Here is a 20,291-nt window from a genome sequence, read left to right on the forward strand (position 1 = left end):
GTGATGGGTCTGCTCGATCAGGTGATCGGTTCGGTGCTCGGCAACGTGCTCGGGGGCCAGGGCCGGGCGGGGGGCGGCGCCTCGGCCATGTCGCCCCTCGTCAAGGCGCTGCTGATGCTGCTCGCCTCGCGGGCGCTGCAGGGCGGCTTCGGCGACATCCTCGGCGGCGGCGCCCGCCCGGCGCCGCGCCCGCGCGGCGACGAGGGCTTCGCGCCGCGCCCCGGCCCCGCCGCCGATCCGAACAACCCCTTCTCCGACTTCTCCGGCATGCTCGACGGGCCGGGCGGCCCGGGCCCGCAGGCGGGCGGCAGCGTGCCCAACCCCTTCGACCAGCGCGCCGACCAGTATTCCGGCCTCGACCGCGAGATCCCGGACAATGCCGGCCCGGCCGGGCTCGACCAGCTGATCGACCGCTTCCGCCGCGGTGGGCTCGGCGAGGTGATCGAGTCCTGGATCGGCCCCGGGCAGAATCGCGGGATCGCGCCCCAGCAGCTCGCCCAGGCGCTCGGCCCCGACACGGTCGAGACGCTGAGCCGCGAGACCGGCCTCGAGCGCGACACCCTCCTGACCCAGCTCGCCGCCGTGCTGCCCGGGGTGATCGACGGGCTCACCCCCGGGGGCCGCCCGCCGAGCCGTGACGAGATGCGGAGCTGGTAGGCGGTGGCCTACGAGCTGTTCTACTGGCCGGGCATTCAGGGCCGGGGCGAGTTCGTGCGCCTTGCCCTGGAGGAGGCGGGGGCCGCCTACCGCGACGTCGCCCGGACGCGGGGCTTCGGCGCGCTGCACGACCTCCTGGCGGAGGACGGGCCGCGCCCCTCCTTCGCCTGCCCGATCCTGCGCGACGGCGACCTGATGATCGGCCAGACCGCCGCGATCCTGCTCTATCTCGGCCCGCGCCTCGGCCTCGTCGGCGAGGGTGAGGCCGAGCGGATCCGCACCCACCAGCTGCAGCTGACCGTGGCGGACGCGGTGAGCGAGGTGCACGACACCCATCACCCGATCGCCAGCAGCCTGTTCTACGAGGACCAGAAGCCCGAGGCCGCGCGCGCCGCCCGGATCTTCCGCGAGGCGCGCCTGCCGGCCTATCTCGGCTTCTTCGAGCAGGTGCTCGCCCGCAACCCGCGGGGCCCCGCGCAGCTGGTGGGCGGGCGGCTCAGCTACGCCGACCTCTCGCTGTTCCAGCTGGTCGAGGGCCTGCTCTACGCCTTCCCGCAGGCCGCCGCGCGGGGGCTCGCCGGGGCGCCCAAGCTGGCGGCCCTGCACCGGGCCGTGGGCGAGCGCCCGCGGATCGCCGCCTACCGGGCGAGCGACCGCCGGGTGCCCTTCAACGAGGACGGGATCTTCCGCCGCTATCCGGAGCTCGACGGGTGACGGCGCGGCGGCGCGCGGCCCGCCTCACCCCGCCAGCGCCGCCCGCTCCGCCTCGTAGGCCTCCCGCACCCGCTCCTTGCCGTAGCGCCGCTCCAGCCGCCGCACGGTGAAGTGGGCCCGGGCGATGGCCTGGAAATGGTCCATGAAGGCCGCGTTCACCGCCGCGCCGCCGAGGGCGCCCACCACCGGCACCGCCTGGGCGGCGGCCTTCTGCGACACGACGAGGCCGAAGCGTGCGGCGACCTGCGCCACGAAGCGCATCACCGCCGGGGCGCTCTCGTCGAGGAGCCCGCGGCCCGCCGCGTAGCGCGCCACCTCCGACATCGTCTTGGCCAGCATGCCGCGCACCGCGAAGTAGCCGCTGTCGGTGGGGCTCGGCTCCGGTCCGCCGCGGCCGCCGAGCGCGAAGACCTGCAGGCAGGCCAGCGCCGCCTCGGGCTCGCGCAGGTCCTCGCCCTCGCGCTGGGCGATCTCCGCGATGGAGCGCAGCATCAGGGTCGTGGTGAGCGGCAGTTCCACGGGGATCGTCGCCAGCCCGAAGGCGCCGCCGACCGCGCCCGATACCGCCGCCAGCGCCTTGTGGCCGAAATCCCCCGGCGGGTAGCGCTCCAGCAGGTCGAGGGCGCGGCTGCGCAGGGAGGGCCGCTCGGCCGCCTCGGCCGGCACCACGGCCTGCGCCTCCCCCGCCCGCGGCAGGGTCGCGACCGCCACCCTCAGCGCGCCCCGCATGGCGCCCTCGGTGGCCTGCGTGATGGTCTCGGTCACCGCCTCGGGCAGGGCCCGGCCCAGCATGTCGAGGGGGGCGCCCGCCATGGCCGAGAGCCGGGCCGCGAAGCTCGGACGCTCCAGCACCGCCACCGCCGCCCGCAGCGCCGCGCGGTCCGCGTCGCTGAGCGGTTCGGGCGCGGGAGGGGGGGCCGGCAGCGGGGCGGTCTCGACGGCGACGATCTCGGTCACGGCGCGAACCTCGGGATGGGACCAGGACGGATGAAAGCTGGCGATGCCGGGGCCGGTTCCGCAAGGGCCCGACGGCCGCCCCGCACCCCCCTCGGACGCCGGGGCGGTCGCCCTCGCGGCCGAGGTCGGTTACGAAGGGGCTCCTCACGCAGCCGAGAGACGCGGTCCCCATGGCCACCGACCCGCCCGCCAGCGTGCCCGATTGGGGCGCCCCGGTCATCCGCACCATCGCCATGCCGGCGGACACCAACCCGGCCGGAGACATCTTCGGCGGCTGGCTGATGGCCCAGATGGACCTCGCCGCCGGCAACGTGGCGGCCCGCCGGGCGCGGGGGCGCTGCGCCACCATCGCGGTCGAGGGCATGACCTTCCTGCAGCCGGTCCTGGTGGGCGACGAGGTCAGCCTCTACGCCCGCATCGTCGCGGTGGGCCGCTCCTCGATCCGCATCCAGATCGAGGCGTGGCGCCGCGCCCGCGAGAGCGAGGAGACGATCAAGGTCACGCAGGCCCTCTTCACCTTCGTGGCCATCGACGAGAGCCGCCGGTCGCGGCCGGTGCCGCCCGAGCCGCCCGCCCCCGCCGATGACGGCAGCTTCGGCCCGTGGTCGGTCTGATCCGACATCCGCCGGATGGCGTCGCCATGCGGATGTCGGCTTCGCTCACCCCGCTCAGGCGCGCAAGGTGACGCCCCCGCCCCCGAGATCCGCCTCGGGTGCGGCGGACGGCTCCTCGGGCAGGAAGCGGAGCGCGAGGCACAGGGCCACGACCGGGATGCCGGTCGCCGAGGTGAGGATGAAGAAGGTCGGGTAGCCGACGGCGTCGACGGCGAAGCCCGAGAGGCCGCCCACCCACTTGCCCGGCAGCGCGTAGAGCGAGGAGAGCAGCGCGTACTGCGTCGCCGCGAAGGCCGGCGAGGTCAGGCTCGACATGTAGGCGATCAGCGCCGTGCCCGCGAAGGCGCCCGCGAAGTTCTCGACGCTGATGCTGCCGATGAGGAGCGGCAGGTTGTGCCCGGCCACCGCCACCCAGGCATACATCAGGTTCGAACTCGCCGCCGCGATCCCCCCGATCAGGAGCGCGTTGAGGAGCCCGAGCCGGCTCACCGCGATCCCGCCCGCGAAGGCCCCGGCGATGCCGATCCACACGCCGTAGACCTTCGACACCGTGGCGATCTCGCTGAGCGAGTACTTCATGTCGATGTAGAGCGGGTTGGCCATGATCCCCGACACGATGTCGGGCAGGCGGTAGAGGGTGATCAGGAGCAGGATCAGGGCGAGCCCCGCGCCCTTGCGGGCGGCGAGGTCGGCGAAGGGCTCGACCACCGCCTCGCGCAGCGCCGCGCGCCAGCCGCGCCCGGCGGGCGGGTCGGCCGCCTGGACCTTCGGCGCGGCGAGGCAGCCGGCGATCGCGATCAGCATCAGGAGCGCCATGGTGCCGTAGGCCGGCTTCCAGCCGAACGCGTCGGCGAGGTAGAGCGCGCCCGCCCCCGCGCAGATCCGCGCGAGGCTGTAGCCGAGCTGGTAGGCGGCGAGCATCATGCCCTGGCGCTCGGGCGGCGCCGAATCGATCCGCCAGCCGTCGACCACGATGTCCTGCGTCGCCGACGCGAAGGCGATGGTCAGGGCGCAGACCACCATGTAGCCGAGGGAGCGCGTGGGATCGCCCTGGCTCATCGCGAGGAGCGCGCCCGCCACGGCGAGCTGCGCGGCCAGCATCCAGCCCCGCCGCCGCCCGAGCAGCCGCGCCAGGACCGGCAGGTCGAAGCGGTCGATGACCGGCGCCCACAGGAATTTCAGGGTGTAGGCGAGCGAGACGTAGCTGAGCAGGCCGATGCTGGAGCGCTCGATCCCGGTGCTGCGCAGCCACGCCGACAGGGTCGCGAAGACGAGCAGGATCGGCAGCCCCGCCCCGAAGCCGAGGAGCAGCATCAGGGCCATGCGGCGGTCGCGCACGACGTCGCGCAGGGTCTGGCGGGTGCCCTCGAGCCAGCCGGTGGTCATCGCAACCTCGTCCTCAGCCTTCGCGCCGCACTCCGCCAGAGGAGTGAGGCTGCATGATGGTTGCTGCGCCGTTAACGCGGACCGGGGGCGGCGGGACCATCCGGCCCGAGAGGCCGTCGGCGAAAAACCGTTGGCGAAAAACCGTTGGGAAGAGGCCGCGTGGCCCTGGAACCGAAGGTTGTCCGGGTGGTTCGCTCATGGAACAGTCGTGTTTCCGGAGGCGGCCCGCTCCGGATGGCGGGGCGCCGCGGCGCCGGGCAGCGCGGGCGGAGCGAGGCGATGGCCGGGGCGGCCCGACGATCGACCAGGGGTGCGGAGAAGCGGCCCGGGGCCGAGGCGCCCGGGCTCGACGACGCGTTCGCGGCGGCGATCCGCGCGAGCGGCGTGCCGATGGCGCTCGTCGAGGCGACGACGCCCGGCCACCCGATCGCCTTCGTGAACGAGGCCTTCTGCCAGCTGACCGGCTACGCGCCCGACGAGCTGCTGGGGCGCGGCTGCGGGCTGCTGCGCGGCCCGGGCACCGGGCGGCTCGCCGCGGCGCGGCTGCGCTCGGCGGCGACGCGCGGCGTGCGTGCGCGGGCGGAGGTGGAGGGCCTGCGCAAGGACGGCGCGCGGCTGCGCCTGTCGGTGGCGGTGAGCCCGGTGCGGAACGCGGCGGGGGCGCGCCACGCCTTCGCGGTGGTGAGCGAACTCGCCGCCCCGGTCCCGGCCGAGCGGCTCGCCGATCTCGAGGCGGCCCTGGAGCGGCGCACCGCCCTGCTGCACGAACTCGACCACCGGGCCAAGAACACCCTGCAGGTCGTCGCCTCGCTGGTGCTGCTGCGCGCCCGCCGGGCGCCGGATGCCGCCTCGCGGGCCGTCCTCGACCGGATGGCGGAGCGGATCGGCGCCCTGGCCGCGGTGCAGCGCCACCTCGCCGGCCGGGACGAGGACCGCCGCCTCGACCTCGGGGCCCTCGCCGAGGAATTGGCGGGCGAGGTCGCGGCGGGCGTCGAGCGGGACCGCGTGACGGTCGCCGCGGAGGTCGCGCCGGTGCTGGTCCCCGCCGTCCAGGCCGTGCCGGTCGGGCTCCTCCTGCACGAACTGGCGAGCAACGCCGCCCGCCACGCCTTCCCGGACGGCCGGCCCGGCCGGGTGCGGATCCGCGCCGCCCGCGAGGCGGACGGGCTGGTGCTGGAGGTCGCCGATGACGGGATCGGCTTCTCGCCCGAGGGCGACGGGCGGGAGGGCTTCGGGCTCAGCCTCGTCGCCATGCTGGTGCGCCAGCTGCGCGGCACGCTCACCTGGGATGCGATGCCGGGGGGCACGCGGGCCCGGATCGTGCTGCCGGACGGCGGATAGCTGACCCTGGATCGCCGCGCGGGTTCGAAGCGCATCGCCCGCGCGGCGCTTGAGCGACGCCCACATCCGTCATCCCGAAGGGATCAATCCGATTTAAAGACTATGTTCTGGCGATCCGATCAGCGCAGCCGAAATCGTGGCCGGCCCTGGCCGGATGCCATGCCGGACCGATTGCCAGCTCTCCGTCCGACGCCCACCCCGCGCACATCGAAACAAGACGCCGGAGGCCGAGATCGTGCCCAAGCGCGGCGCAAGTCTGAACGGATCAGGCGGATGCCGGATCACGCCTTCCGCGCCGCCTTCAGCCGGTAGAGGGCGTCGAGCGCTTCGCGCGGGGTGAGCCCGTCCGGATCCAGGCTGTCGAGGAGGTCGCGCAGGGGATCGGCCTTCGGGGCAGGGGGCGGCGCGGGCGGTGCCGGCGGCAGCGCGGAAAACAGCGGCAGCTCGGCCGGGGGCCGCCGCCCGCGCCCACCCTCCCCCTTCTCCAGGTCGGCCAGGATGACCTTGGCGCGGGCGATCACCGAGGCTGGCAGCCCCGCGAGCCGCGCCACCTGCAGGCCGTAGGAGCGGTCCGCGGCACCCGGCACCACCTCGTGCAGGAAGACCACGTCGCCCTCCCACTCGGTGACCTTGAGGGTCGCGTTCGACAGCCGCTCCAGGCGCTTGGCGAGGCCCGTGAGCTCGTGGAAATGGGTCGCGAACAGCGCCCGGCAGCCCGTCACCTCGTGCAGGTGCTCCAGGCAGGCCCAGGCGATCGACAGCCCGTCGAAGGTCGCGGTGCCGCGCCCGATCTCGTCGAGAACCACGAGGGAGCGCCGCGTCGCCTGATTCAGGATCGCGGCGGTCTCCACCATCTCGACCATGAAGGTCGAGTGGCCCCGCGCGAGGTCGTCGGCCGCGCCGACCCGCGAGAACAGCCGGTCCACCAGCCCGAGATGGGCCGCGCGCGCCGGCACGAAGGCCCCCATCTGGGCCAGCACCGCGATCAGCGCGTTCTGGCGCAGGAAGGTCGATTTGCCGCCCATGTTCGGGCCGGTGACGACCAGGATCCTGCCGGCCTCCCGGCCGGAGCCGGCCTCGCGGCCGGAGCCGGCCTCGCGGCCGGGGCCGGCCCTCTCCCCCGACAGATCGCAGGAATTGGCGATGAAGGGTTCGCCCGCCTGGCGCAGGGCCGCCTCCACCACCGGGTGGCGGGCGCCCTCGACCCGGAAGGTCAGGCTCTCGTCGAGGACGGGCCGGACCCAGCCGAGTTCGACCGCGAGCTCCGCCTGCGAGGCCGCCACGTCCAGCGCCGCGAGCGCGGTCGCCGCGGCGGTGATCGCCTCCGCCCGCCCCATCACGGCGGCCGCGAGCGCCTCGAAGGCCGCGAGTTCCAGGGCCAGCCCCCGGCCCGCCGCGTTGGCGATCCGCGATTCCAGCTCCCCGAGCTCCACGCTGGTGAAGCGCATCGCGTCGACCATGGTCTGGCGGTGCACGAAGGTGCCGCGCCAGGGATCCTTGAGCAGGGTCTCGCCGACCGCCTGCGGCACCTCGATGAAGAAGCCCAGCAGGTTGTTGTGCTTGATGCGCAGGGTGCGGCAGCCGGTCTCCTCGGCGTAGCGGGTCTGCAGCCCGGCGACGAAGCGGCGGGAATCGCTCTGCAGCGCCCGCGCCTCGTCGAGTTCGGGCGAGTGCCCCTCGCGCACGAAGTTGCCGTCGCGCTTGGACAGGGGCAAGTCGTCGGCGAGCGCCCCCTGCAGGGTCTCGACGAGCCCGTCGCCGACGCTGGCGAGGAGCCGCGCCGCCTTGCCGATCTCGGCCGGCAGCGCGCCCGCCCCGGCGAGGCGCGTCGCGATGCTGCGCGCCGCGTCGAGCCCGTCGCGCAGGGCGGCGAGGTCGCGCGGCCCCGCCCGCCCGACCCCGACCCGGGACAGCGCCCGCGCCATGTCGGGCGCCCGGGCGAGGTCGGCGCGCAATTCGGCGCGCAGGCCGCCCTCGGCGACCAGGAAGGCCACCGCGTCCTGGCGGCGCCGGATCAGCGCGAGGTCGGTCGAGGGGCTGGCGAGGCGCTCGGCGAGGAGCCGGGCGCCGGCCGCCCCGACCGTGCGGTCGATGGCCGCCAGCAGGCTGCCGGCGCGCTCGCCCGAGAGCGTGCGGGTGAGTTCGAGATTGGCCCGGGTCGCCGCGTCGATCAGCAGGGTGCCGCCCGCGGCGTGGCGCGCGGGCGGGCCGAGCGGCACCTTGGCGCCGAGCTGCGTGCGGGCGATGTAGTGCAGCACGGTCCCGGCCGCCGCCACCTCGGCGCGGCCGAAGGCGCCGAACCCGTCCAGGGTGGCGACGCCGAACTGCTCCCTGAGCGCCCGCTCGGCCGAGGCCGGGTCGGCCTCGCCGCGCCCGAGGGGCGTCACCGAGGCGGAGGTGTCGCGCCACAGCCGCGCGAGGTCGGGATCGGCGTGGATCGCCTCCGCCACCACGATCTCGCGGGGGTCGAGCCGGGCGAGTTCGGCGGCGAGCCCGGCGCCGTCCACCTCCGAGAGGGTGAAGCGGCCGGTCGAGATGTCGACCGCCGCGATGCCGTAGGTCCAGCCGGTCTCGGAGGCGCGCCGCCGGGCCAGCGCCACCAGCAGGTTGGCGCGGGCCGGGTCGAGCAGCCGCTCCTCGGTGATCGTGCCGGGGGTGACGAGGCGCACGACCTCGCGCCGCACCACCGATTTCGCGCCGCGCTTCTTCGCCTCGGCAGGGTCCTCGGTCTGCTCGCAGACCGCGACCCGGTGGCCGAGCGCGATCAGCCGCTGCAGGTAATCGTCCGCCCGGTCAATCGGCACCCCGCACATCGGGATGTCCGCCCCCGCGTGCTTGCCGCGCCGGGTCAGCACGATCCCGAGCGCCCGCGAGGCGATCTCCGCGTCCTCGAAGAACAGCTCGTAGAAATCCCCCATCCGGTAGAACAGGAGCAAGCCCGGATTGGCCGACTTGATCTCGATGTACTGCGCCATCATGGGCGAGGCCACCGCCTCGGCGGGCGGCGGCGCGCCGCGCCGCCCGCGCGGGGGCGGGGCGTCCTGCGCCGGCTCGTGGGGCTCGTCGCGGGTCGGGCGCCGGCCGAAATCGCTGTCCATCGTCATCGGCCCGGACTCTAGCAGACGGTCCCGGTCCTTCCAGGCGAGGCCCGAGTTCTCCCCGGGGATCATCGGGTCCGCCTCAGTGCCGGGCGCCGCCCGCGATCTCGGCCTCCACCTCCGCCGGATCGAGGTCGTAGTGGCGCGAGCAGAACTCGCAGGTGATGCCGATGCGGCCGTTCTCGCCGACCATGTCGCGCCGGTCCTCGTCCGAGAACCGGCGGATCATGGTCATCACCCGCTCGCGCGAGCAGCGGCAGGCCTCGTGCACGCCCTGGGCCCCGAAGACCCGCACGCCGCGCTCGTGGAAGAGGCGGTAGAGCAGGCGCTCGCTCGACACGGTCGGGTCGACGAGTTCGTGGTCCTCGGTGGTGGCCACCAGGGACTTCGCCTCGACCCAGGCATCGTCCTCCGGCACCCCGCGCTCGTCGAGGCGCGCGTGGCCCTCCGGGACGTCGCCGGGCGGCAGGTCGGCGGCGCGGGCCCGCTCGGGGGATTGCGGCAGGAACTGCACCAGCAGCCCGCCGGCCCGCCAGCTGCGCGTCCCCTCCTCCAGCCGCTCGGCCACCGCGAGGCGCACCCGGGTCGGGATCTGCTCGGACTGGCGGAAATACTGGTGCGCCGCCTCCTCGAAGCCCTGGCCGTCGAGGGCGACCACGCCCTGGTAGCGGCTCTGGGCCGAGCCCTGGTCGATGGTGAGCGCGAGGTGGCCCTGGCCGAGGAGGTCCGCGGTGCCCTGGCGGCCGCCCAGCGCCGCGAGGCGCTCCGCGTCGAAGCGGGCGGTGGCGCGCAGGCGGTCGGGCGCCTCGAAATCCACCACCACCATGTCGACCGCGCCGTCGGTCTTGGTTTGGAGCTGGAAGCGGCCCTCGAACTTGAGCGAGGCGCCCAGCAGCACGGTGAGCGCCGCCGCCTCGCCGAGCGCCCGGGCGACCGGGTCGGGATAGCCGTGGCGGCGCAGGATCGTGTCGACCGCGGGGCCGAGCCGCACGATGCGGCCGCGCACGTCCAGGGGCTCGACCGCGAAGGGCAGCACCACGTCGTCGCGGCCCTCGGCCGGGAGATCGGTGTCGTGGGGGGTGTCGGAGCTCATGTCCTCTCCGGGGCCGGGGGCGGGACGCCGCGCCGGCGCGCTCGAACGGATCGATGGTCTCCCGGCGGCGCGGCTCCACGGCTCCGCGCCCGCCGGGGACGGCGGGGTCGCGGGAAGCGCTCGGGGTGGAACCGCCGCGTCGAGAGACCGGCCTGTCCACCCGATATGGGGAGCCGCCCGCCGCTTTTCACGCCTCCACGGCGCCGAGGCACCAGGCGAGGATGCCCTTCTGGGCGTGGAGGCGGTTCTCGGCCTCGTCGAACACCACCGATTGCGGCCCGTCGATCACCTCCGCGGTGACCTCCTCGCCGCGATGGGCCGGCAGGCAATGCATGAAGACCGCGTCCTTGGCGGCGGCCCGCATCAGTTCCCCGTTGACCTGGTAGGGCATCAGCAGGTTGTGGCGGTGCGCCTCGTCCTCGTCGCCCATCGAGACCCAGCAATCGGTCACGACCGCGTCCGCCCCGGCGGCCGCCTCGAAGGGATCGGCCGTGACGGTGACCTGGGCGCCCTCGGCCCGCGCCCAATCGAGGAGTTCGGGCTTGACCGGGAGCTCCGGCGGGGTCGCGATCCGCAGGCGGAACTCGAAGCGCGCCGCCGCATGCGCCCAGGAGGCGAGGACGTTGTTGGCATCCCCCGACCACGCCACGGTCCGGCCCCGGATCGGCCCGCGATGCTCCTCGAAGGTCAGCACGTCCGCCATGATCTGGCAGGGATGCGAGAGCTTGGTCAGCCCGTTGATCACCGGGACCTCGGCGTGGCGGGCGAGTTCCCGCATCATGTCGTGGTCGAGGATGCGGATCATGATCGCGTCGACGTAGCGCGACAGGACGCGCGCCGTGTCGGCGATGGTCTCGCCGCGGCCGAGCTGCATCTCCTTGCCGGTGAGCATCAGCGTCTCGCCGCCGAGTTCCCGCATGGCGACGTCGAAGGAGACGCGGGTGCGGGTCGAGGGGCGGTCGAACACCATCGCCAGGATCTTGCCGGCGAGCGGGCGCTCGGCCGGCGGCTGGCCCTTGCGGCGGCGGCTCTTCAGGTCGGCGCAGGCGTCGAGCACGCCGCGCAGCTGGCCGGCGGAGAGGTCCGTCAGGTCGAGGAAGTGCCGCGGACCGGTCGTGAAGGGGCCGTTCATCACTCGGCGGCTCCCCGCATCGTGGCTTCGAGGGAGGAGGACGCGGCCTCGAGGCGGTTCACCGCCTCGGCGACCTCGGCCTCGCCGATGATCAGCGGCGGCAGGAGCCGCACCACGTTGTCGCCGGCCGGGATCACCAGCAGGTGCTCGGCCCGCGCCGCCGCGGCGAACTCGGTGTTGGGGACCACGCAGCGCAGGCCCGTCATCAGGCCCTCGCCGCGCACCTCCGCGATCACGCCGGGATGCCGGTCCTTGAGCGCCGCGAGGCGCTGCTTGAGCAGCAGCCCGGTCCGGCGCACCTGCTCCAGGAAGCCCGGCGCCAGCACCACGTCGAGGACGGCGTTGCCCACCGCCATGGCGAGCGGGTTGCCGCCGAAGGTGGTGCCGTGGCTGCCCACCACCATGCCGCGCGCCGCCTCGCGCGTCGCGAGGCAGGCGCCCATCGGGAAGCCGCCGCCGATGCCCTTGGCGGCCGACAGGATGTCGGGGGTCACGCCCGACCATTCGTGCGCGAAGAGCTTGCCGGTGCGCCCCATCCCGGTCTGGACCTCGTCCATGATCAGGAGGAGCCCGTGCCGGTCGCAGAGGCCGCGCAGGGTGCGCAGGAATTCGGGCGACACGACCCGCAGGCCGCCCTCGCCCTGGATCGGCTCGATCATCAGGGCGGCGGTCTCGGGCGTGATGGCGTGCGCGAGCGCGTCGAGGTCGCCGTAGGGCACCTGGTCGAAGCCCTCGACCTTCGGCCCGAAGCCCTCGATGTACTTCTGCTGCCCGCCCGCCGCGATGGTGGCCAGGGTGCGGCCGTGGAAGGCGCCCTCGAAGGTGACGATCCGGAACCTCTCCGGGTGCCCGCCCGCCGCGTGGTACTTGCGCGCCATCTTGATGGCGGCCTCGTTCGCCTCCGCGCCGGAATTCGAGAAGAACACCACGTCCGCGAAGGTCGCGTCGATCAGGCGCTGCGCGAGGCGCTCGCCTTCCGGGATTTCGAACAGGTTGGAGACGTGCCAGACCTTGCGCGCCTGCTCGGTCAGCGCCTCGACGAGGTGCGGGTGGGCGTGGCCGAGCGCGTTGACGGCGATGCCGGCGCCGAAGTCGAGGTATCGCGAGCCGTCTCGGGCGACGAGCCACGCGCCCTCCCCGCGTTCGAACGATACCTTGGCCCTGGCATAGGTCGGCAAGAGGGCGGACGTCACGATTCCGTCTCCGTCGCGGCCGCCCCCGCAGAAAGGCGGCCAAAAAGAAAGCGCCGCCTCGAAGGGCGGCACGCGCGCGAATACTAGGGATCGGGGCCGGCCTGTCAACGCCGGGGCCCGCGCGGCGGCGGCGCCCCGCCGCTTGCCTGTGGCAGGCTTGCCATGAGGGCCCTCCTCGGGCGAGACAGCCGCCACCGATTCGACGCACATTGGGAGACCCGCATGAGCGCCACGTTCGACCGCCTGAAGGATCTCGGCCTCGTCCTGCCCCCGGCCGCCGCCCCGGTGGCGAACTACGTCCCGTTCAAGCGGGCCGGCAACCTCGTGGTGGTCTCCGGCCAGCTCTGCTTCGGGCCGGACGGCCAGCTCGATTCCCGCCACAAGGGCAAGGTCGGGGCCGAGGTGAGCCCCGAGGCGGCCACCGAGGCCGCCCGCTTCTGCGCCCTCAACGTGCTCGCCCAGCTCCAGGCGGCGGTCGGGAACCTCGACGACGCGGTGGTGAGCTGCATCCGCCTCGGCGGCTTCATCAACACGGCGCCGGGCTTCTCGGCCGTCGCCGGGGTGATGAACGGCGCCTCGGACCTGATGGTGCAGGTGCTCGGCGAGCGCGGGCGCCACGCCCGCTCGACGGTCGGCGTCGCCGAACTGCCCCTCGACGCGGTGGTCGAGGTCGAGGGCATGTTCGAAGTCCGATGACCCCGGCCCTCGCCCCCGCCTGGCTGACCGCGCGGCCGATCGCGCATCGCGGCCTGCACGACCGCGCCGCCGGCCTGCCCGAGAACTCGCTCGCGGCGGCCGAGGCGGCGATCGCCCTCGGCTACGCGATCGAGTGCGACGTCCAGCTGAGCCGGGACGGCGAGGCGATGGTGTTCCACGACGAGGCGCTCGGGCGCCTCTGCGGCGCGCCCGGCCTGGTGCGCGAGCGGGACGCCGCCGACCTCGCCGGGCTCTCCCTGCTGGGCGGCCCGGAGCGCGTTCCGACCCTGCCCGCCTTCCTCTCCCGCATCGCCGGGCGCACGCCCCTCGTCGTCGAGGTGAAGTCGCGCTTCGACGGCGACCTCGCGCTCGCCCGCCGCACCGCCGAGGTGGTGGCGGCCTATGCGGGGCCGGTGGCGCTGAAATCCTTCGATCCGGCGGTGGTGGCGGCCCTTGCCGACCTCGCGCCCGGTCTGCCGCGCGGCATCGTCGCCGAGAGCCGCCGGGAGAACGATGCCGAGGAGGGCGCCTATGCGGGGATGAGCCCGGAGGCGCGGGCGAGCCTCGCCCACCTCCTGCACTTCGCCGAGAGCCGGCCGGACTTCCTGTCCTGGCGGGTCGACGACCTGCCCAACGCGGCCACCCACCTCGCCCGGCTGCTGGGCGGGCGCCCGGTCATGACCTGGACCGTGCGCACGCCCGCGCAGGTCGCGCGGGCGCGGCTCCACGCCGACCAGATGGTGTTCGAGGGCTTCCGGGCCTGACGGGGCCCGCCCCTACACGAAGTGCTTCGAGAGTTTGAGGCCCTGGGCCTGGTAGTTCGAGCCGGCCTGCTCGCCGTAGAGGGCGGCCGGCCGCTCGGCCATGCGCTCGTAGACCAGCCGCCCGACGATCTGGCCGTCCTCCAGCATGAAGGGCACGTCGCGGGAGCGCACTTCCAGCACCGCCCGCGCCCCCGCCCCGCCCGCCTCGGCATGGCCGAAGCCCGGATCGAAGAAGCCCGCGTAGTGGACGCGGAACTCGCCCACCAGGGGGTCGAAGGGCACCATCTCGGCGGCGAAGTCCGGCGGCACTTGCACGCATTCCTTCGAGGCCAGGATGTAGAACTGGCCGGGATCGAGGATCAGCGTGCCCGAGCCGTCCGCCCGCAGGGGCTCCCAGAACTCCCCGACCGGGTAGGCGCGCGGCCGGTCGACGTCGACGAGGCCGGTATGGCGCTTGGCCCTGTAGCCGATCAGCCCGTCGAAGCCCGCGAGGTCCACCGACACCGCCACCCCGCCCTGGAAGGAGGGATCGGGCGCGCTGACGAGCGGGCTCTGCGCGTGCAGCCGCGCCAGCGCCTCGTCGCCGAGGCGCACGGACCCCTTCCGGAAGCGGATCTGGGACAGGCGCGAGCCGGTGCGCACCAGGACCGGGAAGGTGCGCGGCGAGATCTCGGCGAAGAGCGGCCCGGCATAGCCGGGCTCGACCATGTCGAACTCGCGCGCCTGGTCGGTGATCACCCGGGTGAAGACGTCGATGCGGCCGGTGGAGCTCTTGGGATTGGCGCTCGCCGCGAGGTCGGGCGGCAGGGCGAGGCCCTCCTGCAATTCGGCGATGTAGACGCAGCCCGTCTCCAGCACGGCGCCCTGGCGCAGGTCGATCTCGTGCAGCTTGAGCTTGGCGAGGCAGGCGGCGACGTCCCGGGTGCGGCCGGGCAGGAAGCTGGCGCGGACCCGGTAGGCCTTCCGCCCCAGGCGCAGGTCGAGGCTCGCGGGCTGGACCTGGTCGTCCGCGAAGGGCGCCTCGGTGCGGATCACCCCGGCCGCGCGCAGGCCCACGATGCTCTCCGCCGCCTGTATTCCGTCGCGCAACGCCACCATGACCGGTCCTCTCCGGGCGAATGTCGTAGACGGGCCTTTCGGATGCGTGAAGGTCCCGGCGGAATGCGCACGCGCCGCGCTGCCGATTGACGCGGGTGGCGGCGGACCGTACCACGGCGCGGCTGGGCGGCGGCTCCGGTTTTCGGGGCGGCCGCGACCCCGGAGGCTCCCGGATGTACAAGGCCGAGACCCGCGGCATCAGCGTGACCGTCACGCCCCGTTTCGTGGAGGAGGAATCCTCGCCGGACGAGAGCCGCTACTTCTTCGCCTACACGGTCGAGATCACCAATAACGGGCGTGACAAGGTGCAGTTGCGCTCGCGGCACTGGCGCATCGTCGACGGGCGGGGCGCCCTCCAGGAGGTGCGCGGGGCCGGGGTCGTCGGCAAGCAGCCGGTGCTCGGGCCGGGTGAATCGTTCAGCTACACGAGCGGCTGCCCGCTGCCGACGCCGAACGGCACCATGGAGGGCACCTACACGATGGCGACGGCGGACGGCGAGAGCTTCGAGGCAGCGATCCCGGCCTTCTCCCTCGACGTGCCGCACGTGCGCCGGGTCATGCACTGAGCGCATCGCCGCGCCGCTGGACGGGGGCCCGGAGCCGCGTAGGCTGCGCAGCGCCCTCGTTCACGTCTTCCGGATCCCGATGACCCATGCCGGCCCGACCCTGACGCCGCTCGCCCTGCTCGAGCGGCTCGTTGCCTTCGACACGAGCAGCGAGAAGTCGAACCTTCCCCTGATCGCCTTCGTGGAGGAGTACCTCGCGGGGCTCGGCGTGCCGTTCGTCCGCGTGCCCAACCGCGCCGGCGACAAGGCCGCGCTCTTCGCCACGATCGGCCCGATGCGGGACGGCGGCGTCGTGCTCTCCGGCCACACCGACGTGGTCTCCCCCGCCGGGCAGGACTGGACGAGCGACCCCTTCCGGCTGCGGCTGGCGGAGGGGCGTCTCCACGGCCGCGGCGCCGTCGACATGAAGGGCTTCTGCGCGCTCTGCCTCGGCCTCGTGCCGGAGATGCTCGCCGCCGACCTCGCCCGGCCGATCCACCTGCTCCTCTCCTACGACGAGGAGACCACCTGCCTCGGCGTCGTGGACGCGATCGCCCGGTTCGGCATCGACCTGCCGCGCCCGGGCGCCGTGATCGTCGGCGAGCCGACCGGGCTCGAAGTGGCGGACGCGCACAAGAGCGTCGCCACCTTCGTGACCACGGTGCTGGGCCACGAGGCCCACTCGTCGAAGCCCGCCCTCGGGGCGAACGCGGTGATGGCGGCGGCCGAACTCGTGGCCGAGCTCAACCGGATCGCCGACGAGCTCATCGCCCGCGGCGACCCGAGCGGCCGCTTCGATCCGCCCTACTCGACGGTGCATGTGGGGGTGATCGGCGGCGGCACCGTGCGCAACATCCTGCCGGGGCGCTGCACCTTCGAGTGGGAGTTCCGCGGCCTGCCCGACCTCGACCTCGACGAGGTCCCGCGCCGCTTCGCGGCCGCCGCCGAGACGGTGGCGCGCGAGCGCCTGAACCGCTTCGGCCCCTACGGGCGCATCGAGACGGTGCGGGACGCCTCCGTGCCGGGGCTGTCGCCGGATCCGGGCTCGGCCGCGGAGCGGCTGGGCCTGCGGCTCGCCGGGCGCAACCGCACGATCTCGGTGCCCTACGCCACCGAGGCGGGCCGCTTCCAGCGCGAGGGCCTGCCGACCATCGTCTGCGGCCCGGGCTCGATCGACCAAGCCCACCAGCCCGACGAGTACATCACGGTCGCGGCCTTCGAGGCGGGCGAGGCCTTCCTGCGCGGCCTCATCCGCGATTGCGCCGCCTGATCCCGACGCTCATGCCCGATGAGCGCCGGTTCCGGGCTCGGCCCTTCGCCAAGCCGCTGGCTTGCGTCGATGCGTCGAGAGTGTCGGCGGCCCGGGGCCGTGGCCACGGTCCCGCCCGCCGCGCCCTCACGCCGCCTCGGCCTCGGGCGGTCGCGGCGGGCGGGCCGCGCTGACCCGGTTCCGGCCCTCCGCCTTGGCGCGGTAGAGGGCCAGGTCGGCCTCGGCGATCAGCCGGTCGAGGGCGTCGCGGTCGACCGCTCCGGCGCTCTCGGCGACGCCGATGCTCACCGTGACGATCCCCTCCGGGGCGAGCGGGTGCGGCCGGTCGAGCCCGGCCACGGCGGCCCGCGTCGCCTCGGCGGCGCGCAGGAGCTCGCCGGGCGCCGGGTCGGCCAGCAGGGCGACGAATTCCTCGCCGCCGTAGCGCGCCACGAGCGCCGCCTCCGGCAGGCTCGCCCGGATCGCCGCCGCGACCGCCTCCAGGCAGCGGTCGCCGGCGGCGTGGCCGGCGCTGTCGTTCAGGCGCTTGAACGCGTCGATGTCGGCGAGGAGGATGCCGACGGGCCGGCCCCGCCCCGGCTCCCGCCACAGCCCGGCGAAGGCCGCGTCGAAGCCCCGGCGGTTCAGCAGCCCGGTGAGCGGGTCGGTGTCGGCCTGCACGGCGAGGCGCGCGTTGGCGGCGGCGATCTGCCGGCCCTGGATGGCGCTCTTCAGCCGCAGCAGGAAGGCGTGCTGGAGCAGGCTGTTGATCGCGTGCCGGGCCACGATCATGCCGTAGGTCACGCAGGCGCAGTAGAGCGTCACCCCGGCGGTCCGCGACCAGGGTTCCGGCCCCGCCAGCCCGAAGCCGAGGAACATCCCGATCGCCACGACGGCCGCCGCCACCGTCCAGCGCAGCTGGACCGGCACGATCACCAGCCCGGTCGCGATGCCGAACAGGCCGCAGAGCAGGTAGTCGTGGCTGCCCAGCCGCGTCAGCGGGCCGAGCAGGCCGGCCGTCACCATCATGGCGGCCACCGCGAGAGGCAGGGTCAGCCCCTCGATCCAGGCCGGCCGCGGGCGCCGCCAGACCCCGATCAGCGCCCCGTAGAGGGTCGGGATGACGAGGCCGCGCATCGCCAGCGACGGGCCGAGCAGGCCGGGATTGAACAGGATGTCGAGCCCGATCGTGACCAGGCTGATCGTCACCACCCCGGCCAGCCACGCCCGCGCGATGCGGCCGCGGGCCCGCCGCGAACTCTCGGCGAACAGCCGCGCCAAGCGGCCGCGGAGGATGACGGCGCCCATGCGGCGGCGCAGGGCCTCGTCGGCCTCCTGAAGCAGGAGGCGTTGCTCCTCCGCGCCGAGCGCGTCGAGGAGCGCGGCCACGCGGTCGGAACGAATTCTCCCGGAGCGCACCATCGCCAGCCGTTCCGCCCCCACCATGAGCCCCGCGAGGGGCAATCCATCCCTCGGCCTGCTCTAAGGGCACGATCGGCCCTCCACCGTTAAGGCAGGATTGATGCGCGCTCGAAATAGTCTGCGGTCCTGAGGTTCTGCTTCGATAGATTGACCGAGGGTCGGACTGACCGAGCGTGCTGCTCGACGCGACGATGACGCCCGGTCCCTCCCCGGGTGCCGATCGGTCCGGCCGGATCGCCGCCCGCTCAGCCGGCGGGCCGGCGGGCGAGCGCGAGGCCGAGCCCGGCCCCGATCAGGCCGAGGCCGGAGAGGCGGTTGCGCCAGCGCCCGGGCAGGCGCAGCGCCCCGCGCAACCGCCCCGCGAGGACGGCCCAGAGACTGTCGAGGCCGGCCGCGATGGCCAGGAAGGTGGCGCAGAGGAGCAGGAGCTGGCCCGGGGCGTCGCCGTCCGGGGTCAGGAATTGCGGCAGGAAGGCCGCGTAGAACAGCAGCGTCTTCGGATTGACCAGCGCGACGAGGAACCCGCGCCCGATCATCGCGCGGGCGCCGCCGGGGGCGGGGCGGGCCGCCGCGAGGTCGAGGGGCGGCGCGCGCCACGCGCGCAGGCCGAGCCAGACCAGGTAGGCCGCGCCGAGGAGGCGCAGCCAGCCGAACCAGCCCGCCAGGGCGGCGAGGAGCGTCGTCGCGCCGAGCGCCGTCAGCGCGAGCTGCACCGCCATCGCGGCGCTCGTCCCCGCCACCGTGGCGAGGCCGGCCCGCGCGCCGTGCGCGAGGCTGTTCGCCACGATCAGCGCCACGTTCGGCCCCGGGATCAGCACCAGGACGACGCTCGCGGCCACGAAGGCGAGGTAGAGGTCGAGGGGCATCATCCCCCGCCCCGGCGCTCGCGCCCCGGCCGGACCGCGAAGGCCTCCCGCACCCGCGCCGCACCGTCCATCGCCGCCTCCGTGCCGCCGCCCGTCATCCGCGCGGGCGGCGCGGCGACGCCCGGGACCGCGCCCCTCAGGCGATCAGGCCGCGGTCCAGTTCGAGCACCTTGATCCGCAGCCCGTCCGGCCCGCGCAGCGTCAGCATACGGCCGAACGCCTCGTCGGCAACGCCCCGGGCGATGCGGTCGGGCGCCCGCAGCCGCAGATGCGCCTCCAGCCGCTCCAGCGGCTCCGCGCTAGCGAAGTGGCGCTGGCGAAGTGGCGCTGGCGAAGTGCAGCTCGACCGCTCCCGCCCCGGGACCGGGCGGATGCGCCAGCAGGCTGAGGAGCGAGCCGCCGAAGCGCACCAGCGCCCAATCCCCGTCCCGGCTGCCATACACCAGGGACCCGCCGAGCCGCTCGTAGAAGCCGATGGCGGGCGCGAGCTCCGCCACGTGCACCATCGGCGGGACCTGCAGACCGAACCGGTCCGCTGCCCCGTCACCCATCCCGTCCTCCTCGCTGCAAGTACGATTCCAGCGCGGCCGCGACGAGGTCCGAGAGGGACATCTGCGCGTCGAGGGCGCGGTACTTGACCCGCCGGACGAGGTCGGGCGGCAGGTACACGTTGAATTGCTGCTTGGTGCGGCCTTCCGGCGTGCCGCGGCCGTCGTTCCGTCCGCTCATCGCAATTTGCTAGCATGCTAGCACGGGCGGCGCAAGCCGCGGGGGCGGCGCGCCGCCCCCGCCCGGCCGCCAGGGCTTGGTTCAGGTCTTGGCCTCGCCCTTCCGGGCACCGGCCTTGGCTCAGGGCTTGGCCTCGCCCTTCCGGGCACCGGCCTTGGCTCAGGGCTTGGCCTCGCCCTTCCGGGCACCGGCCTTGGCTCAGGGCTTGGCCTCGCCCTTTCGGGCATCGGCCTTGGCGAGGTAGACGTATTCGGGGGCGGCGCGGAGCTGGTCGCGGTCGGTGTCGATCACGGCCTTGAGGGTGGTGTCGTCGACGCGGCTGATCTCGACCGCGCTGCGGGCGATCGAGACGTACTTGGTGCCGATGCCCAGGAAGCCGCCGACGCCGACCACGTAGGACTTCACCGAGAGGTCGGGGGCGAGGACGAGGTCGGCGACGGAGCCGATCGTCTCGTCGGCGCGGTTGCGGATCGACAGGCCGATGAGCTTGGAGGCCACCATCTCGTCCGGCTGCTGGGCCACGAAGGTCGGTCGCAGGGCGTTGTCGAGGGTGGCCGGGGCGGCGGGCACGGCCGTAGGCTCGCGGGCGGGCGCGGCGGAGGCCGGCGCGGGCGGGGGCTGGTCGGCGGGGGACGGGGTCTTGGCGTCCTGCGCGGCGGCGCAGAGTGCGCCCGCGACGAGGAGCGCGGCGGCGAGGGCGAGACGAGGCATTCGAGGGCTCCGAAACGGGCGGGCCG

The 20,291-nt window shown here is 74.4% G+C and carries 20 protein-coding genes; 8 read left to right on the forward strand and 12 right to left on the reverse strand.

Annotation, left to right across the window (positions count from 1 at the left end):
* Positions 1-3: 3 nt before the first annotated feature.
* The gene (locus QA634_RS32940) at positions 4-657 is read left to right on the forward strand and encodes a YidB family protein (protein ID WP_012336160.1); all 654 of its coding nucleotides are present in this window, start codon (positions 4-6) and stop codon (positions 655-657) included.
* Positions 658-660: 3 nt separating this feature from the next.
* Positions 661-1,371, forward strand: a complete 711-nt coding sequence (locus QA634_RS32945) for a glutathione S-transferase (protein ID WP_012336161.1) — start codon at positions 661-663, stop codon at positions 1,369-1,371.
* A gap of 24 nt (positions 1,372-1,395) precedes the next feature.
* Here the strand turns inward: QA634_RS32945 and QA634_RS32950 are convergent, their stop codons facing one another.
* Positions 1,396-2,328: an EcsC family protein gene (locus QA634_RS32950; RefSeq protein WP_012336162.1), complete on the reverse strand. Its 933-nt coding sequence runs from the start codon at positions 2,326-2,328 to the stop codon at positions 1,396-1,398.
* Positions 2,329-2,498: 170 nt separating this feature from the next.
* Between QA634_RS32950 and QA634_RS32955 the strand changes: the two genes are divergently transcribed.
* Complete coding sequence (locus QA634_RS32955; RefSeq protein WP_012336163.1) at positions 2,499-2,942, forward strand: acyl-CoA thioesterase; 444 nt, start codon at positions 2,499-2,501, stop codon at positions 2,940-2,942.
* A 54-nt stretch (positions 2,943-2,996) separates the two neighbouring features.
* Here QA634_RS32955 and QA634_RS32960 read toward each other — a convergent pair whose 3' ends face one another.
* Positions 2,997-4,328: an AmpG family muropeptide MFS transporter gene (locus QA634_RS32960; protein WP_012336164.1), complete on the reverse strand. Its 1,332-nt coding sequence runs from the start codon at positions 4,326-4,328 to the stop codon at positions 2,997-2,999.
* 279 nt (positions 4,329-4,607) lie between these two features.
* Here QA634_RS32960 and QA634_RS32965 point away from each other — a divergent pair, with 279 nt between their 5' ends.
* Positions 4,608-5,669 carry a sensor histidine kinase gene (locus QA634_RS32965; protein ID WP_265576476.1) on the forward strand — a complete coding sequence of 354 codons (1,062 nt, stop codon included), beginning with the start codon at positions 4,608-4,610 and terminating at the stop codon, positions 5,667-5,669.
* A 281-nt stretch (positions 5,670-5,950) separates the two neighbouring features.
* On the opposite strand, the gene mutS is transcribed toward QA634_RS32965, so the two are convergent.
* The 4 genes from mutS to QA634_RS32985 form a co-directional block, all read right to left on the reverse strand.
* Positions 5,951-8,773 (reverse strand): DNA mismatch repair protein MutS, encoded by a 2,823-nt coding sequence (gene mutS, locus QA634_RS32970; protein WP_415926895.1) that lies wholly within the window; start codon positions 8,771-8,773, stop codon positions 5,951-5,953.
* Between the two features lie 76 nt (positions 8,774-8,849).
* Complete coding sequence (locus QA634_RS32975) at positions 8,850-9,860, reverse strand: Hsp33 family molecular chaperone (protein WP_012336167.1); 1,011 nt, start codon at positions 9,858-9,860, stop codon at positions 8,850-8,852.
* 187 nt (positions 9,861-10,047) lie between these two features.
* The gene (gene argF / locus QA634_RS32980) at positions 10,048-10,992 is read right to left on the reverse strand and encodes an ornithine carbamoyltransferase (protein ID WP_012336168.1); all 945 of its coding nucleotides are present in this window, start codon (positions 10,990-10,992) and stop codon (positions 10,048-10,050) included.
* The gene (locus QA634_RS32985; RefSeq protein WP_012336169.1) at positions 10,992-12,185 is read right to left on the reverse strand and encodes an aspartate aminotransferase family protein; all 1,194 of its coding nucleotides are present in this window, start codon (positions 12,183-12,185) and stop codon (positions 10,992-10,994) included. Before QA634_RS32985 ends, argF begins: the two co-directional genes overlap by 1 nt.
* 222 nt (positions 12,186-12,407) lie before the next feature.
* Between QA634_RS32985 and QA634_RS32990 the strand changes: the two genes are divergently transcribed.
* Together QA634_RS32990 and QA634_RS32995 are read left to right on the forward strand one after the other, a co-directional pair.
* Positions 12,408-12,881, forward strand: coding sequence for a RidA family protein (locus QA634_RS32990; protein WP_012336170.1), 474 nt, complete (start codon positions 12,408-12,410; stop codon positions 12,879-12,881).
* Positions 12,878-13,645: a glycerophosphodiester phosphodiesterase family protein gene (locus QA634_RS32995; protein WP_012336171.1), complete on the forward strand. Its 768-nt coding sequence runs from the start codon at positions 12,878-12,880 to the stop codon at positions 13,643-13,645. The genes QA634_RS32990 and QA634_RS32995 overlap by 4 nt, the downstream gene beginning before the upstream one ends.
* Before the next feature lie 12 nt (positions 13,646-13,657).
* Here QA634_RS32995 and QA634_RS33000 read toward each other — a convergent pair whose 3' ends face one another.
* On the reverse strand, positions 13,658-14,743 hold the full coding sequence (locus tag QA634_RS33000) for a 2'-deoxycytidine 5'-triphosphate deaminase (protein WP_012336172.1): 1,086 nt from the start codon (positions 14,741-14,743) through the stop codon (positions 13,658-13,660).
* 173 nt (positions 14,744-14,916) lie between these two features.
* Between QA634_RS33000 and apaG the strand changes: the two genes are divergently transcribed.
* Both apaG and argE read left to right on the forward strand, forming a co-directional pair.
* Positions 14,917-15,309: a Co2+/Mg2+ efflux protein ApaG gene (apaG, locus tag QA634_RS33005; RefSeq protein ID WP_012336173.1), complete on the forward strand. Its 393-nt coding sequence runs from the start codon at positions 14,917-14,919 to the stop codon at positions 15,307-15,309.
* A gap of 79 nt (positions 15,310-15,388) precedes the next feature.
* Positions 15,389-16,558: an acetylornithine deacetylase gene (gene argE / locus QA634_RS33010; protein ID WP_012336174.1), complete on the forward strand. Its 1,170-nt coding sequence runs from the start codon at positions 15,389-15,391 to the stop codon at positions 16,556-16,558.
* A 126-nt stretch (positions 16,559-16,684) separates the two neighbouring features.
* On the opposite strand, the gene QA634_RS33015 is transcribed toward argE, so the two are convergent.
* The 5 genes from QA634_RS33015 to QA634_RS33035 form a co-directional block, all read right to left on the reverse strand.
* The gene (locus QA634_RS33015) at positions 16,685-18,001 is read right to left on the reverse strand and encodes a GGDEF domain-containing protein (RefSeq protein WP_012336175.1); all 1,317 of its coding nucleotides are present in this window, start codon (positions 17,999-18,001) and stop codon (positions 16,685-16,687) included.
* Between the two features lie 203 nt (positions 18,002-18,204).
* Positions 18,205-18,828 (reverse strand): LysE family translocator, encoded by a 624-nt coding sequence (locus QA634_RS33020; RefSeq protein WP_012336176.1) that lies wholly within the window; start codon positions 18,826-18,828, stop codon positions 18,205-18,207.
* Positions 18,829-19,124: 296 nt separating this feature from the next.
* A complete protein-coding gene (locus QA634_RS33025; RefSeq protein ID WP_043701846.1) occupies positions 19,125-19,376 on the reverse strand; it encodes a hypothetical protein in 252 nt (83 codons plus the stop codon).
* The gene (locus QA634_RS33030; RefSeq protein ID WP_043701849.1) at positions 19,369-19,554 is read right to left on the reverse strand and encodes a ribbon-helix-helix protein, CopG family; all 186 of its coding nucleotides are present in this window, start codon (positions 19,552-19,554) and stop codon (positions 19,369-19,371) included. The genes QA634_RS33025 and QA634_RS33030 overlap by 8 nt, the downstream gene beginning before the upstream one ends.
* 198 nt (positions 19,555-19,752) lie before the next feature.
* The gene (locus QA634_RS33035) at positions 19,753-20,265 is read right to left on the reverse strand and encodes a PRC-barrel domain-containing protein (protein ID WP_012336177.1); all 513 of its coding nucleotides are present in this window, start codon (positions 20,263-20,265) and stop codon (positions 19,753-19,755) included.
* Positions 20,266-20,291: the final 26 nt, after the last annotated feature.

This window comes from Methylobacterium sp. CB376 (assembly GCF_029714205.1).
GTDB lineage: Bacteria > Pseudomonadota > Alphaproteobacteria > Rhizobiales > Beijerinckiaceae > Methylobacterium.

Excerpts from the sequence above, each read along its gene's own strand:
- QA634_RS33030 (WP_043701849.1), bottom strand. The coding sequence starts at position 19,554 with ATGAGCGGACGGAACGACGGCCGCGGCACGCCGGAAGGCCGCACCAAG.
- QA634_RS32975 (WP_012336167.1), bottom strand. The coding sequence starts at position 9,860 with ATGAGCTCCGACACCCCCCACGACACCGATCTCCCGGCCGAGGGCCGC.
- apaG (WP_012336173.1), top strand. The coding sequence starts at position 14,917 with ATGTACAAGGCCGAGACCCGCGGCATCAGCGTGACCGTCACGCCCCGT.
- argF (WP_012336168.1), bottom strand. The coding sequence starts at position 10,992 with ATGAACGGCCCCTTCACGACCGGTCCGCGGCACTTCCTCGACCTGACG.
- mutS (WP_415926895.1), bottom strand. The coding sequence starts at position 8,773 with ATGACGATGGACAGCGATTTCGGCCGGCGCCCGACCCGCGACGAGCCC.
- QA634_RS32955 (WP_012336163.1), top strand. The coding sequence starts at position 2,499 with ATGGCCACCGACCCGCCCGCCAGCGTGCCCGATTGGGGCGCCCCGGTC.
- QA634_RS33035 (WP_012336177.1), bottom strand. The coding sequence starts at position 20,265 with ATGCCTCGTCTCGCCCTCGCCGCCGCGCTCCTCGTCGCGGGCGCACTC.
- QA634_RS32965 (WP_265576476.1), top strand. The coding sequence starts at position 4,608 with ATGGCCGGGGCGGCCCGACGATCGACCAGGGGTGCGGAGAAGCGGCCC.
- argE (WP_012336174.1), top strand. The coding sequence starts at position 15,389 with ATGACCCATGCCGGCCCGACCCTGACGCCGCTCGCCCTGCTCGAGCGG.
- QA634_RS32940 (WP_012336160.1), top strand. The coding sequence starts at position 4 with ATGGGTCTGCTCGATCAGGTGATCGGTTCGGTGCTCGGCAACGTGCTC.
- QA634_RS32960 (WP_012336164.1), bottom strand. The coding sequence starts at position 4,328 with ATGACCACCGGCTGGCTCGAGGGCACCCGCCAGACCCTGCGCGACGTC.
- QA634_RS33025 (WP_043701846.1), bottom strand. The coding sequence starts at position 19,376 with ATGGGTGACGGGGCAGCGGACCGGTTCGGTCTGCAGGTCCCGCCGATG.
- QA634_RS32995 (WP_012336171.1), top strand. The coding sequence starts at position 12,878 with ATGACCCCGGCCCTCGCCCCCGCCTGGCTGACCGCGCGGCCGATCGCG.
- QA634_RS32990 (WP_012336170.1), top strand. The coding sequence starts at position 12,408 with ATGAGCGCCACGTTCGACCGCCTGAAGGATCTCGGCCTCGTCCTGCCC.
- QA634_RS33000 (WP_012336172.1), bottom strand. The coding sequence starts at position 14,743 with ATGGTGGCGTTGCGCGACGGAATACAGGCGGCGGAGAGCATCGTGGGC.
- QA634_RS33020 (WP_012336176.1), bottom strand. The coding sequence starts at position 18,828 with ATGATGCCCCTCGACCTCTACCTCGCCTTCGTGGCCGCGAGCGTCGTC.